12 protein-coding genes are annotated in these 17,103 nt (G+C 70.8%); 6 read left to right on the top strand and 6 right to left on the bottom strand.

All coding sequences use genetic code 11. The annotated features are described in order from the left end of the window. Positions 1-150 precede the first annotated feature (150 nt). On the top strand, positions 151-1,344 hold the full coding sequence (locus MKK60_RS19650; protein WP_243988269.1) for a CaiB/BaiF CoA transferase family protein: 1,194 nt from the start codon (positions 151-153) through the stop codon (positions 1,342-1,344). 85 nt (positions 1,345-1,429) lie between these two features. Beyond that, entirely contained in the window at positions 1,430-3,526 is a 2,097-nt protein-coding gene (locus MKK60_RS19645; protein ID WP_243988268.1) for a 3-hydroxyacyl-CoA dehydrogenase NAD-binding domain-containing protein, read from the top strand. A 325-nt stretch (positions 3,527-3,851) separates the two neighbouring features. Here MKK60_RS19645 and MKK60_RS19640 read toward each other — a convergent pair whose 3' ends face one another. From MKK60_RS19640 to MKK60_RS19625, 4 genes are read right to left on the bottom strand one after another with little or no spacing between them, the layout of a single operon-like run. Further along, a complete protein-coding gene (locus MKK60_RS19640; protein WP_243988267.1) occupies positions 3,852-4,634 on the bottom strand; it encodes an SDR family NAD(P)-dependent oxidoreductase in 783 nt (260 codons plus the stop codon). A 4-nt stretch (positions 4,635-4,638) separates the two neighbouring features. Continuing rightward, positions 4,639-5,415 carry an SDR family oxidoreductase gene (locus tag MKK60_RS19635; RefSeq protein WP_409567427.1) on the bottom strand — a complete coding sequence of 259 codons (777 nt, stop codon included), beginning with the start codon at positions 5,413-5,415 and terminating at the stop codon, positions 4,639-4,641. Further along, complete coding sequence (locus MKK60_RS19630; RefSeq protein ID WP_243988265.1) at positions 5,412-6,473, bottom strand: phosphotransferase family protein; 1,062 nt, start codon at positions 6,471-6,473, stop codon at positions 5,412-5,414. The genes MKK60_RS19635 and MKK60_RS19630 overlap by 4 nt, the downstream gene beginning before the upstream one ends. Continuing rightward, positions 6,470-7,717 carry an acyl-CoA dehydrogenase family protein gene (locus tag MKK60_RS19625; protein WP_243988264.1) on the bottom strand — a complete coding sequence of 416 codons (1,248 nt, stop codon included), beginning with the start codon at positions 7,715-7,717 and terminating at the stop codon, positions 6,470-6,472. Before MKK60_RS19625 ends, MKK60_RS19630 begins: the two co-directional genes overlap by 4 nt. A 1,092-nt stretch (positions 7,718-8,809) precedes the next feature. Between MKK60_RS19625 and dnaE the strand changes: the two genes are divergently transcribed. Further along, positions 8,810-12,343 (top strand): DNA polymerase III subunit alpha, encoded by a 3,534-nt coding sequence (dnaE, locus tag MKK60_RS19620; protein WP_243988263.1) that lies wholly within the window; start codon positions 8,810-8,812, stop codon positions 12,341-12,343. A 139-nt stretch (positions 12,344-12,482) separates the two neighbouring features. Beyond that, complete coding sequence (locus tag MKK60_RS19615; RefSeq protein WP_187274632.1) at positions 12,483-12,626, top strand: hypothetical protein; 144 nt, start codon at positions 12,483-12,485, stop codon at positions 12,624-12,626. A 40-nt stretch (positions 12,627-12,666) separates the two neighbouring features. Here MKK60_RS19615 and MKK60_RS19610 read toward each other — a convergent pair whose 3' ends face one another. Beyond that, the gene (locus tag MKK60_RS19610) at positions 12,667-13,371 is read right to left on the bottom strand and encodes a gamma-glutamylcyclotransferase (RefSeq protein WP_147727506.1); all 705 of its coding nucleotides are present in this window, start codon (positions 13,369-13,371) and stop codon (positions 12,667-12,669) included. 39 nt (positions 13,372-13,410) lie between these two features. Next, positions 13,411-13,884 carry a hypothetical protein gene (locus MKK60_RS19605; protein ID WP_147727507.1) on the bottom strand — a complete coding sequence of 158 codons (474 nt, stop codon included), beginning with the start codon at positions 13,882-13,884 and terminating at the stop codon, positions 13,411-13,413. Between the two features lie 102 nt (positions 13,885-13,986). On the opposite strand from MKK60_RS19605, the gene recO reads away from it, so the two are divergent. Together recO and parC are read left to right on the top strand one after the other, a co-directional pair. Beyond that, a complete protein-coding gene (recO, locus tag MKK60_RS19600) occupies positions 13,987-14,712 on the top strand; it encodes a DNA repair protein RecO (protein WP_147727508.1) in 726 nt (241 codons plus the stop codon). A gap of 45 nt (positions 14,713-14,757) precedes the next feature. Beyond that, positions 14,758-17,004 (top strand): DNA topoisomerase IV subunit A, encoded by a 2,247-nt coding sequence (gene parC, locus MKK60_RS19595; RefSeq protein ID WP_147727509.1) that lies wholly within the window; start codon positions 14,758-14,760, stop codon positions 17,002-17,004. Positions 17,005-17,103 lie beyond the last annotated feature (99 nt).

The following is a 17,103-nucleotide window of genomic DNA, read 5'->3' as shown; positions in this document are numbered from 1 at the left end:
CGTGCGGGCCGCTGTTCCATGATTGCGAAATTCGATCTATGCCGATGCCGGGCGGTGTCAACCGAACATACCGGTTTTTCGAAAACGGAATGGGCGGACCGGTGTCGAGCGGCGCCGCAGACGTGCCGGATACGGGGCCAGGAGGAGCCGATGGAGCCGACGACGGAACCGGACCTGCCGCTGGCGGGCATCCGCGTCCTCGACCTGTCGCGGGTGCTCGCCGGGCCCTGGTGCGGGCAGGTGCTGGGCGACCTCGGCGCCGACGTGATCAAGGTCGAGCATCCGACCCGCGGCGACGACACCCGCGACTGGGGCGTCGCCACGAGCCCCGGCAACACGACGTATTTCGACAGCGTGAACCGCAACAAGCGCTCGCTCGGCCTCGACCTGGCGTCCGAGGAGGGTGCGGCGCTGGCACGAAGGATCGCGGCCGGCTGCGACGTGCTGATCCAGAACTTCAAGCGGGGCGGCGCCGACAGGCTCGGGCTCGGCTACGACCGCCTGTCGGCGGAGAACCCGGGGCTGATCTACTGCTCGGTCGCCGGCTACGTCGGCGACGGGCCGGAGGCGGAACGCCCGGGCTACGACCTCGTGGTGCAGGGCGAGGCGGGTCTCATGGCGCTGAACGGCCGCCCGGACGAGCCTCCGCTGAAGTTCGGCGTCGCGGCGGTCGATCTGTTCACCGGCCAGTATGCGGCCCAGGCGGTGCTCGCGGCGCTCCTTCAGCGCCACCGCACCGGGCGCGGCCGCCACGTCGAGATGGCGCTCTACGATTCCGGCCTCAGCCTGACCTCCTATGTCGGCCTCGCGGCGCTCGCGCTCGGGCGCGATCCCGAGCGGGTCGGCAACGCGCATCCGGCGATCGTGCCCTACGGCGTGTTCGAGGCGGCCGACGGCCCCCTGGTCATCACCGTCGGCAACAACGGCCAGTACCGCCGCTTCTGCACGGTGATCGGCCGGGAGGACCTCGCGGCCGATCCGGACTACGCGACCAACCTCGGCCGCTCGCGCCACCGCGACCGGCTCGCGCCCGAGATCGACCGCGAGCTCGCGCGCATCCCGCGGGCGACGCTGATCGCAGCGCTCCGGGACGCAGGCATTCCCTGCGGCGAGGTCGCCGGCCTGCACGAGGCGTTCCGTTCCGATCGGACGGCCGAAGCGCACATGCTGCATGCGGGACGATCGCCCGTCCTCGCGCCGCCCTACCGCCTCGACGGAGCCCGTCCCCCGGTGCGCCGGCCGCCGCCGGGCCTCGGCGAGCACACGCGCGCGCTGCTCGCGGAACTCGGCCTCGATTCGAAGCATATCGCCGACCTGCGGACGCGCGGCATCGTCGCGGGCTGACGCCGGCCCGTGCGACCGAACCCCGATCTCGAAAACCGCCGACGGCCGGACCCGGCCGGACGCGGCGCACGATGAGGAAGCCAGCATGACCGACACCCCGACCACCCTCCGCCGCGACGGCCGCGTCGCCGTCATCACGCTCGCCTCGCCGCCGGTGAACGCGCTCGGCGCGGCCGTCCGCGAGGGCCTGCGCGACCGGATCGCGGAAGCCGGGGCGGATGCGGAGGTCGGGGCAATCGTGCTCACCGGCTCGGGCAAGCTGTTCTCCGGCGGCGCCGACATCACCGAGTTCGGCAAGCCGCCCCGCGGCATGGGGCTCGGCGAGCTGCTCGACATCGTCGAGACCTCGTTCAAGCCGGTGGTCGCGGCGATTCACGGGCAGGCGCTCGGCGGCGGGCTCGAGCTGGCGCTGGCCTGCCACCACCGCGTGGCGACGCCCTCGGCGAAGCTCGGCCTGCCGGAGGTGAAGCTCGGCCTCGTCCCCGGCGCGGGCGGCACGCAGCGCCTGCCCCGCGTGGTCGGCCCGCAGAAGGCCCTGGAGATCATCACCTCGGGCCAGCCCGTCGGCGCGAAGGCCGCGCACGCGATGGGCTTGCTCGATGCGCTGACCGGCGCGGACACGCTGGTCGCCGACGCGACCGCCTTCGCCGAGCGCATCCTCGCCGAGGGACAGGCCTCGCCCCGCATCCGCGACCGCGACGACCGCATCGCGGAAGGGCGCGACGACCCCGCCCTGTTCGACGCCTTCCGCAAGGCGAACGCCAAGAAGTTCCGCGGCTTCGAGGCGCCCGAGGCCTGCATCCGCTGCGTCGAGGCGGCCTGCAACAGGCCGTTCGCGGAGGGCATCGTCTTCGAGCGCGAGACCTTCGAGCGGCTGATGCACGGCGCGCAGTCGATCGCCCAGCGCCACGTCTTCTTCGCCGAGCGTGAGGCCGCCAAGATCCCGGGCCTCGGCAAGGACGTCCCGACCCGCCCGGTCGCCCGCGTCGGCATCATTGGCGCCGGGACCATGGGCGGCGGCATCAGCATGAACTTCCTCAACGCCGGCATCCCGGTGACGATCGTCGAGGCCAAGGCCGAGGCGTTGGAGCGTGGGCTGAAGACGATCCGCCGGAACTACGACGGCTCGGCGAAGAAGGGGCGCATCACCGCCGCCGACGTCGAGACCCGCATGGCGCTGCTGACCGACAGCCTCGACTTCGCGGACCTGGCCGGCTGCGACCTGATCATCGAGGCGGCGTTCGAGGACATGGACCTCAAGCGCACGATCTTCCGGACGCTCGACGCCATCGCCAAGCCCGGCGCGATCCTCGCCTCCAACACCTCCTACCTCGACATCGACGTGATCGCCGGCATGACCCGGCGGCCGCAGGACGTGATCGGGATGCACTTCTTCTCGCCGGCCAACGTCATGTGCCTGCTCGAGGTGGTGCGCGGCGCCGAGACCGCGCCCGACGTGATCGCCACCGCGATGGCGCTCGGGCGCCGCATCGGCAAGGTCGCGGTGCTGGTCGGCGTCTGCCACGGCTTCGTCGGCAACCGCATGCTGGAGCAGCGCCAGCGCGAGGCGAACAAGCTGATCCTCGAAGGCGCTCTGCCGCAGGACGTCGACCGGGTGGTGGAGGGCGTCGGCCTGCCGATGGGGCCGTTCGCGATGAGCGATCTGGCCGGCCTCGACATCGGCTGGTCGGCGGAGACCTCGAAGGGCGAGAGCGTGCGCGACATCCTGTGCGAGCAGGACCGCCGGGGGCAGAAGACCGGCCGCGGCTTCTACGATTACGACGAGAACCGGAAGCCCTCGCCCTCGGATGCGGTCGAGGCGGTGATCCGCGACGTCTCCGAGCGCAAGGGCATCGCCCGCCGCACCGTCACCGACCAGGAGATCCTGGAGCGCTGCCTCTATCCGATGGTGAACGAGGGCGCGAAGATCCTCGAGGAGGGCAAGGCTTTGCGCGCCTCCGACATCGATACGGTATGGATCAACGGCTACGGCTGGCCGGTCTACACCGGCGGCCCGATGCACTGGGCCGACGGCATCGGCCTCGGCAAGATCCTCGACCGGATGAAGACCTTCGAGGCGGAGCACGGGCCGGAATTCGCGCCCTCTTCCCTGCTGGAGAAGCTGGTCGCCGAGGGCGGGAGCTTCGCGCAGTACGACAGGGCGGCGCGGAATACGGCCTGAAGAAGGGGTCCTCGGCAGCGACACCCACGCCAACAATTTTGGGGAGGCGCGGGTCCCCTCTCCCCGCGCGCGGGGAGAGGCCCGGCTGCACCCCGTCGTGTGGCCGGGAAGCGCAGGCGAAGCCGAAGCGGAGGTGAGGGGGCGTTGCCGGGGTTAGGCTCCTCGTTCGACGCGCCCTCACCGTCGGCCGCCGCCTCGCCGCGCCGACGACGGGGTCGTCGCAGCCCTCTCCCCGCGGGCGGGGCGAGGGGATGCGCGGTGGTCGCAGCGTTCAGATCCGAGGCTTGGACAGACGATCGACCGCTGTGTCAGAAAAGCGCGGCGTCTACCCGATCGCCCCGCTGGCGATCGTCACGCCGCCGTCCACCACGATGGCCTGGCCCGTCGTGAACCGCCCCGCGGCGGAGGCGAGGAAGATCGCCGCACCGGCGATCTCGTCGGGTTCGCCGATGCGGCGCAAAGGCGCGAGCGAGGTCGCGGATTCCAGGACCTTCGGGTCCTCCCACAAGGCGCGGGCGAAGTCGGTGCGGACGAGGCCGGGGCAGATGCAGTTCACCCGGACGTTGTGCGGGCCGTACTCGACCGCGTAGTTCCGCGCGAGCTGCATGTCGGCCGCCTTCGAGACGTTGTAGGCGCCGATCACCGGCGAGCCCTTGAGGCCGCCGATCGAGGAGACGATGACGATCGCGCCGTCGCGCCGGGCGATCATCGCCGGCGCCACCAGCTGGATCAGCCAGTGGTTCGAGACGATGTTGTTCGACAGGATCTTGGCGAACTGCTCGTCCTTGATGTCGGCCAGCGGCCCGTAATACGGGTTGCTCGCAGCGTTGCAGACCAGCGTGTCGACCGCGCCGAAACGGTCGTTGGTCTCGCCGATCAAACGGACGAGGTCCTCCTTCACCGAGATGCTGGCCGGCACCGCGATGGCGCGGCCGGCGCCGTGCGCCGCCTCGATCTCGGCGACGACCGCGTCGCAGGCCTCGCGCTTGCGCGACGACACCACCACCCGCGCGCCCTGCTCGGCCATGCGGAGCGCGATGGCGCGCCCGATCCCGCGGGACGAGCCGGTGATGACGGCGACCTTGCCGGTGAGATCGAACAGCGACATCGGATCATCCTCTCGCGCGTCTGAGCTTGGCCATGCCGCCGATCCAGCGGTCGTGGTCGTCGGCCTTGCGGCGCACGTAACCGGCGACCTGCGGGTGCGGCAGGATCAGGAAGCGGCCCTCGGCGAGGCCGGCGAACGCCGCCTCCGCCACCGCTTCGGGGCTGAGCAGCCCGTCGAGGAGCGCCGGCTCGCGCGCCGAGGCGCCGCGCACCATCGCGGTGTCGACCCCCTGCGGGCAGAGCGCGGCGACGCGGATGCCATGGTCGCGATGGGTGATCGCGAGGTGCTCGCAGAAGCCGAGGGCGGCGTGCTTGGTGGTGGAATAGGTCGCGCTGCCGATCTGGCTGAGCAGGCCGGCCGCCGAGACCGTGGCGAGGAAGGTCCCCGCGCGTCGGGCGATCCAATCCGGCAGCAGCGCGCGGGCGGCGTGGACGTGGCCCATCACGTTGACCGCCCAGGCGCGCGCCCAGTCGGCATCGGGCGCGGAGGCCGCATTCTCGGGATCGGGGTCGCGCAGCAGGATGCCGGCATTCGAGCAATAGACGTCGACCGGCCCGTGCTCCCGGATCGTCCGCGCGACGAGGTCGGCAACGCTCTCGGCCGCGCCGACGTCGCAGGTCGCGGCGACGCCGCCGATGCGCGCCGCGGTCTCGGCGGCGCCCGCCGCGTCGACGTCGGCGGCGATCACCGTGGCGCCGTCGGCGGCGAAGCGCTCGCACAACGCCCGGCCGATGCCCTGGGCTGCGCCCGTCACCACGACGACGCGCGCCATCGCGGTCAGGCCCCGGCTTTCACGGCGAACGACCAGGCGGCGTCGGCGAGCTTCGGCACGCGGGCGGCCATGTCGGCGGCGTGCTCGCTCGCGGCGGTGCCGGCCTTCATCCGGCCGGCGATGCCCTGGAGGATGCCGACGAGGCGGAACAGGTTGTAGGCGAAGTACCAGTTCAGGTCGGGCAGGCCGTCGCGACCGGTCTCGCGGCAGTAGAGCGCCACCGCCTCGTCCTGCGTCGGGATGCCGAGCGCGGGGAGATCGAGCCCGCCGAGCGCGCTGCGGCCGTCCGCCGGCAGCACCCAGTGCATCAGAAGGTAGCTAAAGTCGGCGAGCGGATCGCCCAGCGTCGACAGCTCCCAGTCCAGCACCGCGGCGACCCGGCCATGGGCGAAGATCATGTTGTCGAGGCGGAAGTCGCCGTGGACGATCGAGACCCGGTCCTGCTCCGGCACGGTCCGCGGCAGCCAGGCGATCAGCCGCTCGGCCGCCTCGAGCCGGTCGCCTTCGGCGGCGCGGTACTGCTTGGTCCAGCGGTCGACCTGGCGGGCGAAGTAGTTGCCCGGCCGGCCGTAATCGCCGAGCCCGATCGCGGTGGGGTCGGCCCGGTGCAGGCGGGCGAGGGTCGTGATCATGCCCGCGTAGACGTCGCGCCGCTCGGCCGGCGGCAGCTCGGGCAGGGCCGCATTCCAGTGCACGGCACCCTCGACCGCCTCCATCACGTAGAAGGCCGCGCCGATCACGCCGGCATCCTCGCACAGGGCGTCCGCCCGCGGCACCGGGAAGCCGGTGTCGTGCAGTGCGCGGATCAGGCGGTACTCGCGCTCGACCGCGTGGGCCGAGGGCAGCAGCGGGCCGAAGGGCTTGCGCCGCAGCACGTAGGCGCCCCCCGGGGTCTCGATCCGGTAGGTCGGGTTCGACTGGCCGCCCTTGAACTGGCGCAGCGTCAGCGGGCCGTCGAACTCGGCGACGTGCTCCGCCATCCAGGCCGACAGGGCGCCCTCGTCGATCCGGTGGCGCGGGTCGACCGGCTTGGTGCCGGCGAAGGCGGAATCCCCCGTCCCGCTCACGCGGCGGGACCCGCTTTGCTGTGGCGGGCGAATTCGAGGCGGGCGATCGAGCGGTTGTGGACCTCGTCCGGCCCGTCGGCGAGCCGCAGGGTGCGGATGTGGGCGTAGGTGCGGGCGAGGTCGAAGTCGTCGGAGACGCCGGCGCCGCCATGGGCCTGGATCGCGTCGTCGAGCACCTTCAGCGCGATGCGCGGGGCGGCGACCTTGATCATCGCGATCTCGAGCTTGGCCGCCTTGGCGCCGACCTTGTCCATCATGTCCGCCGCCTTCAGGCAGAGCAGGCGCGTCATCTCGATGTCGATGCGGGCCTCGGCGACGCGCTGCTCCCACACCGACTGGTCGGCTAGCCGCTTGCCGAAGGCGGTGCGCGCGAGCAGGCGCCGCACCATCGCCTCGAGGGCGGCCTCGGCCGCGCCGATCGTGCGCATGCAGTGGTGGATTCGGCCCGGGCCGAGGCGCCCCTGCGCGATCTCGAAGCCGCGGCCCTCGCCGAGGATCAGGTTCTCGGCCGGCACGCGCACGTCGCGTAAGGTGACCTCGGCGTGGCCGTGCGGGGCCTCGTCGTAACCGAACACCGAGAGCAGGCGCTTGATCTCGACGCCGGGCGCGTCGAGGGGCACGAAGATCTGCGATTGCTGTTGGTGGCGCGGGGCGTCGGGGTCGGTCTTGCCCATCACGATCGCGACCTTGCAGCGCCGGTCGCCGACGCCGGTCGACCACCACTTGCGGCCGTTGATCACGTAATGGTCGCCGTCGCGGCGGATCGAGGTCGCGATGTTGGTCGCGTCCGACGAGGCGACCTCGGGCTCGGTCATCAGGAAGGCGGAGCGGATTTCGCCCGCCATCAGCGGCTTGAGCCAGCGCTCCTTGTGCATCGGGCTGCCGTAGCGGTGCAGCACCTCCATGTTGCCGGTGTCGGGGGCCGAGCAGTTGAATACTTCCGAGGCCCAGGCCACCCGGCCCATCTCCTCGGCGCAGCGCGCGTAGTCGAGATTCGTCAGCCCGGCGCCGTGGAACGCATCGGTGTCGTGCTCGGGCGAGGGCGGCAGGAACAAGTTCCACAGGCCCGCGGCGCGCGCCTTCGCCTTCAGGCCCTCGATCGCCGCGGAGGGCGCCCAGCGGTCGGGCACGGACTGTACCGTCTCGGCCTTCACGGCGTCGAGCGCCGGATAGACCTCGGCGGCCATGAAGTCGCGCACGCGCTTGAGCCAGCGCTCCTGCATCGAGGACGGGGAAAAATCCAATGTTCCACTCCCTGAGCCCGCCGACGTCGTCGCGTGGCTGGGCGGTCCGAGCGTACTCCCGCTTCGAATCGGGCCACAAGCCCCAACCCGGCCGGCCCTGACAGATCGGCGCTCCCGTCTCCGACCGCCCGGCGTACCGAAACCTTGAACCGACGTTCCCACGGCGATCGGCGCTTCGACGGCGCGGCCGCTCCGTGCTGTCGAACGAAGGCTCCGCTTGGTACAGAGGCAAGCATTCGCTCGCTGTGACGCCGGAACTGCTGCAGATCGACGTTTGGAAAATCTGTAGAAGACTTAACGTGCGTGAAGGCTCGCCCGTCCGATCGATGGCATTCACGGCGGGCCGGGACAGCGTTTCTCCTCCGGCGGCACCTTCGCCGGTCAACGTCCCCCGACCTCCCGGCGAAGGTGCTCTTCGTCGCGGCCGCGCGTCAGGCTTCCATGCCGCGAGGAGCCGCCGCGCCCCCAGAAAGCGGAGTGCCTGTCGTGTCCGAGCCGATCACAGCGCGCTCCCTCGTCGGTTGGGATCCCGCCGTGACGACGATCGTCTTCCTGGTGCTCCTCGTCGAAAGCTTCTTCCTGCTCGCCTGCCTCCTTCACCTGTAGGGTGCCGCGGGCGGAGCGGGGCGACGGACGCCATCCCCCGCCCGGCGTTCGCAGGACCATGCCCGAGGTCGGTGATCTCGCCCGAGGAGTCCGGCCGCGATGAAGCGCTTCGGGCTTCACGTTTCGTCAACCCTATCGGCAGGTCGCCGACGCCCGCGCTTTACACGGAACAAAACAGGAACGAAGTAGGGTCATCGAAACGGAGTGCCCGACATGCTCAAGCGGATGGTTCTGGTCGGCGTCGCGGAGTTCATGGCCTTCGGGCTGCTCGCGGTCGCGGTGGCGGGTTGGGCGGTAGCCTTGGCCCCGATCCGTTGAGGGATGCCTTCGGCGCGGGCGGCCGGACCACCCGTGCACAGGATAATCGGTCGCAGGCCGCGCGTCCGAAACGCCACATCGGCGGTGGATATCGGCGATCGCGGCCTGCCGGCCATCGACTCCGGCGGCCGAAGGACGGATCTCTGGGGCACCCGCACAAGGACCGTCATGGCGCGCCAGCTCAAGGAGGTCGGATTCGTCCACCTCCACGTCCACTCGTCCTATTCCCTGCTCGAGGGCGCCCTCAAGGTGGGCGACATCGTCAAGTCGGCTCTGGCCGACCACCAGCCGGCGCTGGCGCTGACCGACACCAATAATCTGTTCGGCGCGCTCGAGTTTTCCGAGAAGGCCGCCGGCAGCGGCATCCAGCCGATCGCCGGGATGCAGCTCTCGGTGGCGTTCGAGGCCGTCGACCCGATGGCACGGGTGGCGCGGCCCGCCGGCAGCCTCGTCGTGCTGGCGCAGGACGAGACCGGCTACGGCAACCTGCTGCGGCTGGCGAGCCGCGCCTACTTCGACACCGGGCTCGGCGAGGCGCCCTGCGTGAGCGCCGCGGCGCTCGCCGAATCGTCGGCGGGCCTGATCGCGCTCACCGGCGGCTTCACCGGCCCGCTCGACGCGGCGCTGCGCGCCGGCCGCCCCGACCTCGCCGAGGCGCGGCTCGCCGCCCTGCGCACCACCTTCGGCGAGAGCCGACTCTACGTCGAGCTCCAGCGCCACGGCCTTGACGACGAGGGTCGGATCGAGGCCGAGCTGCTGCGCATGGCCGACCGCGACGGCCTGTCGATCGCCGCCGCCAACGAGCCGTTCTTCGGCAAGGCGGGCGATTACGACGCCCACGACGCCCTGCTCGCGATCGCCGACGGGCGCGTCGTCTCCGACGACCGCCGCCGCAAGCTCACCGCGCGCCACGGCTTCAAGACCCGGGCCGAGATGGCCGAGCTGTTCGCCGACCTGCCGGACGCCCTGCAGGCGACGGTCGAGATCGCGATGCGCTGCGCGGTCCGCGTCCGCACCCGCAAGCCGATCCTGCCGAACTTTTCGCGGGTGGCGGCGGGCGGTGCCGCGCCGATGCAGGACGCGCTCGCCGACGCGGCGCCCTCGGTGCCGGTGGAGGTCGCGGCCGACGAGCCGACCGAGCTGCGCCGCCAGGCCGAGGCCGGCCTCGCCCTGCGCCTGAGGCAGCACGGGCCGTGCGAGGGCTTCACCGAGCAGGCCTACCGCGACCGCCTGGCCTTCGAGCTCGACGTCATCGTCGGGATGAAGTTCCCGGGCTACTTCCTGATCGTCTCCGACTTCATCAAGTGGGCCAAGGACCACGACATCCCCGTCGGCCCGGGCCGCGGCTCGGGCGCGGGCTCGCTCGTCGCCTACGCGCTGCTGATCACCGACCTCGACCCGCTGCGCTTCGGCCTGCTGTTCGAGCGCTTCCTCAACCCCGAGCGCGTCTCGATGCCGGACTTCGACATCGACTTCTGCGTCGAGGGGCGCGAGCGCGTGATCCAGTACGTGCAGGAGCGCTACGGCCACGAGCAGGTGGCGCAGATCATCACCTTCGGCACGCTGCAGGCGCGCGGGGTGCTGCGCGACGTCGGCCGCGTGCTCGAGATGCCCTACGGGCAGGTCGACAAGCTGACCAAGCTGGTGCCGCAGAACCCGGCCAATCCCGTGACCCTGGTCCAGGCGATCGAGGGCGAGCCGAAGCTGCAGCAGGCGATCGAGGAGGAGCCGATCGTGGCTCGCCTCATGGAGATCGCCAAGAAGCTCGAGGGCCTGCACCGCCACGCCTCGACCCACGCGGCCGGCGTGGTCATCGGCGACCGGCCGCTGGAGCAGCTGGTGCCGCTCTACCGCGACCCGAAGACCGGGATGCGGGTGACCCAGTTCAACATGAAGTGGGTCGAGGCCGCGGGCCTGGTGAAGTTCGACTTCCTCGGCCTCAAGACGCTGACGATGCTCAGGTGCTGCACGGACCTGCTCAAGCAGCGCGGCATCGAGATCGACCTCGCGGCGCTGCCGCTCGATCAGCCCGAGACCTACCAGCCGATGGGCCGGGGCGAGACGGTCGGCGTGTTCCAGGTGGAATCGGCCGGCATGCGCAAGGCGCTCTGCGAGATGCAGGCCGACCGCTTCGAGGACATCATCGCGCTCGTCGCCCTCTACCGGCCGGGCCCGATGGCCAACATCCCGGTCTATTGCGAGCGCAAGCTCGGTCGCGACGCCGGCAACGAGGCGGCGTGGTACCCGCATCCCAAGCTGGAGCCGGCGCTGAAGGAGACCTTCGGCATCATCGTCTACCAGGAGCAGGTGATGGAGATCGCCAAGCTCCTGGCCGGCTACTCGCTCGGCGAGGCCGACATGCTCCGGCGCGCCATGGGCAAGAAGATCCGCGCCGAGATGGACGCCCAGCGCGACCGCTTCGTGAAAGGCTGCGTCGAGCGCGGGCTGACCAAGCCGAAGGCTAACGAGATCTTCGACCTGCTGGCCAAGTTCGCCGATTACGGCTTCAACAAGAGCCACGCGGCGGCCTACGCCCTGCTGACCTACCAGACCGCCTACCTGAAGGCGAACCATCCGGTCGAGTTCCTCGCCGCCGTGATGAATCTCGACATGGACAACACCGACAAGCTCGCCGAATTCCGCCAGGACGCGCAGCGGCTCAAGATCGTCGTCGAGCCGCCCTCGATCAACACCTCCGGCGTCACCTTCGAGGTCCATGTCGACGATAATGGCGTCGGGCGCATCCGCTACGCGCTCGCCGCGATCAAGGGCGTCGGGCGCGAGGCGGTGAAGTCGATCGTCGAGGCGCGCGGCGAGCGCCCGTTCAAGGATCTCGCCTGCCTCGCCCGCCGGCTCAACCCGCGCCACGTCAACAAGCGCACGCTCGAGAGCCTGGTCGCCGCCGGCGCGATGGACGACATCGAGCCGGACCGCGCCAAGGCCTGCGCCGCGGTCGAGCCGATGATGAAGCTGGCGCAGGGCGCGGCCGAAGCCGAGAGCGCCGGCATCGCCGACATGTTCGGCGGCGTCACCTCCACCGACGTGAGCTTGCGCATCCCGGCCTACGAGGGCTGGCCGATGGCCGAGAAGCTCAAGCGCGAGTACGACGCGATCGGCTTCTTCGTCTCGGGGCACCCGCTCGACGAGTATCAGGACCTGTTGGGCAAGCTCCGGGTGCAGAGCTGGGCCGAGTTCTGCCGCTCGGTTCGCGCCGGCACCTCGAGCGTCGGCAAGGTCGCGGCCTCGGTGCTCGACCGTTCCGAGCGCCGCACCAAGACCGGCAACAAGCTCGGCATCGTCACGCTCTCGGACCAGACCGGGCATTTCGAGGCGATCATCTTCTCCGAAGGCCTCGGGCATTACCGCGAGATCCTGGAACCCGGCCAGCCGCTGGTTCTCCAGCTCCAGGCCAACCTCGAGGGCGAGGACGTGCGCGCCCGGATCCTCGCCGCCGAGCCGCTCGACGCGGCGGTGGCGCGTTACCAGAAGGGCATGCGGATCTACCTGCGCGACGAGGGCCCGATCGGCGCCGTGCAGCAGCGCCTCGCCATGCGCGGCGAGGGCGAGGTCTCGTTGATCCTGCTGCTGGACGGCGGCGAGCGCGAGGTCGAGATCAAGCTGCGCGACAAGTACCAGGCCACCCCGCAGATCGCGGGGATGCTGCGCGCCGTGCCGGGCGTGATCCAGGTGGAGGTGAATTAGGCCGCAAGGGCCGCCTTCATCCTTCGCAAACCATGTTCGCCGGTAAACGCCGTCGCAGCCGGCTCGATGTGCGCCGGCGCAACCTCCTCAAAACCGACCGATCCTACACAGCCTCGCTTAACCAAGCGGGACGGGGTCGATGCGGACGAAGGTGGTGCTGGCGCTGACGGTGGTCGTCTACCTGACGACGGGCCGGGCGCCGGGCTTGCGCGAGTTGCGCAACCCGGATGCGGAGCATGGCGGCGGCCGCGTCGTGACGGCGCTGAAGCGCGCCTGGGTCTGAGGCCGCATCGATGGAGGCGTCCGCTCTCGCCGCCGCGAGCCTATCCCGGTGCGCCGCCCGAGATTGGATGGCCGAGATCCAGGCGGGCGGCGACCAGGGCCTGCAGGTTCCAGAGGTGCCGGTCGCGGATGCCGAGTGCCTCGCAGGCCTCGACCGTGCGAAACAGGTACTCGGCGCTCGGCCCGAGATGCCCGGACGCGACCGCGATCCGGTCAGCGATCTCGGCCTCCGTCAGGCGACCGGAATAGCGGTCGCTCGCGCGGTTCACGAGAAAGGTCAGCGCCGAGACCGTTCCGGCCTCCGTCGCGACCGGCAGCCAGCGCGCGACGTAGCCGCGCCCGCGCATCTCGCGGCGCCAGACCGGCATCAGCGTCTCGCGCAGGTTGGTTCCGGCCAAGCGGAACGCGACGCCCCGGCACGAGCCGCCGCGGTCCAGCGCGAGCACGAAGCCGGGCCGCTCCGGCGTGCCGCGAAAGCGCCGTTGCAGCAGGCAGAAGCGCCGGTGGAAGCCGCGCACCGTGCCGATCCGGCTCTCGGCGAAGGCGAATTCCGGCCGCCACATCAGCGAGCCGTAGGCGAACACCCAGAGGTCGCCGGCGCCGCCGCGCTGCTCGATGATCGCGTCGAGGCCGGGCTTCAGCTCCTCGTCGGTCATCACCTGCAGCGCGCTCTCGTCGTCGGCGACGGGAACGGCGTGGGCGCGGGCGATCAGGTCGAGGGAGAGGGCGAGCGGCGTGTTTCGCATCGGTCCGGGGGAGCAAGGACGGGGCCGGAACAACCCGGATCAGCCCCCGATGGTGCCGGCCTTCGCGTTGCCCACGGTCTCCAGCTCCGGGAACGGCTCTGTGCGGTGGCCCTGGCAGACCTCGTCGTCGTCGATCGCCGTGAGCGCGTTCGCCGCCTTGTCCTCGCGGATCACGACCTTGGGTCGCTCGCCCTTGCCGAAGGTGCGACCCTTCATGTGGCTCGAGACGCAGTAGAGCGTGCGCCCGCCATCCTCGAACGGCCCGGCGATCCGGCTCGATTCGAACCGCACCGGCAGCAGCGAGACCGACCCGAACGCGACCTGCCGCAGGGCGAGGGCGGCGATGCGCTCGCGGACGGGTTTTGACGACGCCTGGGCGGCGGGGGAGGGCGCCTCGCCGCGCCCTATGCAACCGGTGAGGATCACGGTGATGGCGAGGATGGGCGCGGACCGTCGAAATGCCCGCCGAGTGGGACGCGCAGCGGGTCCCGAGATCGAATTCCGCACCAGCATCCAATCCCCGCAACCTCTCCCAATGCCCGAAGCTACCGCGGCTTTCAGTCCTAGGAAACACGCACCCTCACGCCGCACACCAAAAACGCCTATGTACGGCGGATGCAGTGGACGGATGACGCGCTCGTGCTCGGCGTGCGCAGGCAGGGCGAGACCGGCGTCGTCCTCGAGGCGATGACCCGCGCGCACGGGCGTCATCTCGGCCTCGTCCATGGCGGGCGTTCGCGCCGGTTGCAGCCGGTGCTGCAGCCCGGGAACCTGGTCCGCGCGACCTGGCGCGCGCGGCTCGACGACGGCCTCGGCGCCTTCGCGGTCGAGCCGCTCGAATCGGCCCTGTCGCGGCTGATCGGCTCCGGCCTGGCGCTCTACGGCGTCGGCCACCTCGCCGCCCTCCTGCGCCTGCTGCCCGAGCGCGATCCGCATCCCGAGATGTTCGAGGCGGCCCGGGTCCTGATCGGCCACCTGGACGACCGCACGATCGCCCCGGTGCTGATGGTGCGGTTCGAGCTGGCGATCCTGGCCGAGCTCGGCTTCGGCCTCGATCTCGGCGCCTGCGCCGCCACAGGCGGGAACGACGCCCTGATCTACGTCTCGCCGAAGAGCGGGCGCGCCGTCAGCGCCTCGGCCGGGGAGCCCTACCGCGACCGCCTGCTGGCGCTGCCGGCCTTCCTGCGCGACGGCGGGCGGTTGGAGGGCCCGGACGACGTGCGGAATGGGTTTACCTTGACCGGCTACTTCCTCACCCAGCACATCTGGGGTCCGCGGGCGCTGCCCGTCCCCGAGGAACGCTCACGATTCGTCGCGGCCGGCCTGGATGCCGCGCCGTGATGTTCGTGTTATGTTCCACATGAAACATCTGAGAACGGAGCCGTGATGGGCCAGCCCTTCGAGCCGCCGACCGGGGACGGCATCGAGAGCGTCGAGCTGAAGTCCGCGCTGGAAGAGCGCTACCTCGCCTATGCGCTTTCCACGATCATGCACCGGGCGCTGCCCGATGCCCGCGACGGGCTCAAGCCGGTGCACCGCCGCATCCTCTACGGCATGCGGCTGCTTCGGCTCGATCCGAACACCGCGCACAAGAAGTGCGCCAAGATCGTCGGCGACGTGATGGGCGACTTCCACCCGCACGGCGATCAGGCGATCTACGACGCGCTGGTTCGGCTGAGCCAGGACTTCGCGCAGCGCTATCCGCTGGTCGACGGCCAGGGCAACTTCGGCAACATCGATGGCGACGGCCCGGCCGCCTACCGCTACACCGAGGCGCGGCTCACCGAGGTCGCGCGGCTGATCCTCGACGGGTTCGACGAGGACACGGTCGATTTCCGCCCGTCCTACAACGGCGAGAAGGACGAGCCCTCCGTCCTGCCGGCGGCGTTTCCGAACCTCCTCGCCAACGGCAGCCAGGGCATCGCGGTCGGCATGGCGACCTCGATCCCGCCGCACAACGCGGCCGAGCTCTGCGACGCTGCGCTCTACCTGATCGCCAACCCGCAGGCGACCTCGGCGCAGCTCGTCAGCTTCGTGCAGGGGCCGGACTTCCCCACCGGCGGCATCCTGATCGACTCGGCCGAATCGATCGCCGAAGCCTACCGCACCGGCCGCGGCGCCTTTCGCGTGCGCGCCCGCTGGACCAAGGAGGACCTCGGCCGCGGCACCTGGAACATCGTGGTCACCGAGATCCCCTACGGCATCCCGAAGGCGCGGCTGATCGAGAAGCTCGCCGAGCTGCTGCAGGAGAGGAAGCTGCCGCTGCTCGCCGACGTGCGCGACGAATCGGCCGAGGACGTGCGCGTCGTGCTGGAGCCGCGCTCGCGCAGCGTCGACCCGGTGATCCTGATGGAATCGCTGTTCCGGCTGACCGAGCTGGAAGCCCGGATCCCGCTCAACATGAACGTGCTGGTCGGCGGCCTCGTGCCCCGCGTCATCGGGCTCGCCGAGGCTTTGCGCGAATGGCTCGACCATCGCCGCGTCGTGCTGCAGCGGCGCTCGCGCAACCGGCTCGGGCAGATCGAGCGCCGGCTCGAGATCTTGAACGGCCTGCTCATCGTCTACCTCGACCTCGACGCGGTGATCCGCATCATCCGCGAGGAGGACGAGCCGAAGCCGGCGCTGATGGCGCATTTCGGGCTGACCGAGGTCCAGGCCAACGCGATCCTCGACACGCGGCTGCGCTCCCTGCGCAAGCTCGAGGAGATGGAGCTGAAGCGCGAGCTGGAGACCCTGACGCGCGAGAAGGACGGGCTCGAGGCGCTGCTCGGCTCGGATGCCGCGCAGTGGAAGGCGATCACCCAGCAGGTCCGCCAGGTGAAGAAGGCGTTCGGGCCCGACACCAAGCTCGGCGCCCGCCGCACGACGCTGCAGAACCCGCCCGACACTGCGGGCATCGACTTCACGGCCGCGATGGTCGAGCGCGAGCCGATCACCGTCATCGTCTCGGAGAAGGGCTGGATCCGCGCGCTGAAGGGCCACGTCGCCGACCTGTCGGGCGTCGCCTTCAAGGGCGACGACCAGATCAAGATCGCCTTCCCGAGCGAGACCACCGCCAAGATCCTGGTGCTGGCCTCGAACGGCAAGGTGTTCACGCTCGACGCCTCGAAGCTGCCGGGCGGCCGCGGCTTCGGCGATCCGATCCGGCTGATGGTCGACCTCGACGACGGCACCGAGATCGTCGCGGCGCTGCCCTATCGCCCCGAGACCCGCCTGCTGATCGCCGGCTCTGACGGGCGCGGCTTCCTCGCGCCGTCCGACGGGCTGGTTGCCAACACCCGCAAGGGCAAGGGCATCCTGGGCCTCGACGGGGACGCCAAGGCGGTGCTGCTGGTGCCGGCCGAGGGCGACCACGTCGCGGTGACGAGTTCCGACAAGCTGCTGCTGGTCTTCCCGATCACCGAGCTGACCGAGCTCGTGCGCGGCAAGGGCGTGCGCCTCCAGCGCTGCCGGCAATCGACCCTCGTCGACGCCTGCGTCTTCGCCCTGGCCGAGGGCCTGCCCTGGCGCGACGGCTCCCCCCAGCCGCGCCTCGCCAACGCCGGCGTGCTGGAGAAGTGGATGGGCCACCGCACCGATGCGGGCACGCTGATGACCCGGAGCTTCCCGAAGTTCGAGCGGTTCGGTCGGTAGAGAGGGCCTGGTTCTGGATCGCCGGAAGAGGGGGAGCGGCTTCTCCGAATCCGGCGCTCCCTCTCCCGACTTGCTTCGCGGGCCACCCCTTCCCTCGAA

Source organism: Methylobacterium sp. J-092, from assembly GCF_022829325.1.
In the GTDB taxonomy this organism is placed as follows: domain Bacteria; phylum Pseudomonadota; class Alphaproteobacteria; order Rhizobiales; family Beijerinckiaceae; genus Methylobacterium.
This window is presented reverse-complemented; position numbering and strand designations above follow the sequence as displayed.

Coding starts and splice junctions, on each gene's coding strand:
- dnaE (WP_243988263.1), top strand. CDS start 8,810: ATGGCGCGCCAGCTCAAGGAGGTCGGATTCGTCCACCTCCACGTCCAC.
- MKK60_RS19645 (WP_243988268.1), top strand. CDS start 1,430: ATGACCGACACCCCGACCACCCTCCGCCGCGACGGCCGCGTCGCCGTC.
- MKK60_RS19605 (WP_147727507.1), bottom strand. CDS start 13,884: ATGCTGGTGCGGAATTCGATCTCGGGACCCGCTGCGCGTCCCACTCGG.
- MKK60_RS19650 (WP_243988269.1), top strand. CDS start 151: ATGGAGCCGACGACGGAACCGGACCTGCCGCTGGCGGGCATCCGCGTC.
- MKK60_RS19610 (WP_147727506.1), bottom strand. CDS start 13,371: ATGCGAAACACGCCGCTCGCCCTCTCCCTCGACCTGATCGCCCGCGCC.
- parC (WP_147727509.1), top strand. CDS start 14,758: ATGGGCCAGCCCTTCGAGCCGCCGACCGGGGACGGCATCGAGAGCGTC.
- MKK60_RS19615 (WP_187274632.1), top strand. CDS start 12,483: ATGCGGACGAAGGTGGTGCTGGCGCTGACGGTGGTCGTCTACCTGACG.
- MKK60_RS19640 (WP_243988267.1), bottom strand. CDS start 4,634: ATGTCGCTGTTCGATCTCACCGGCAAGGTCGCCGTCATCACCGGCTCG.
- recO (WP_147727508.1), top strand. CDS start 13,987: ATGCAGTGGACGGATGACGCGCTCGTGCTCGGCGTGCGCAGGCAGGGC.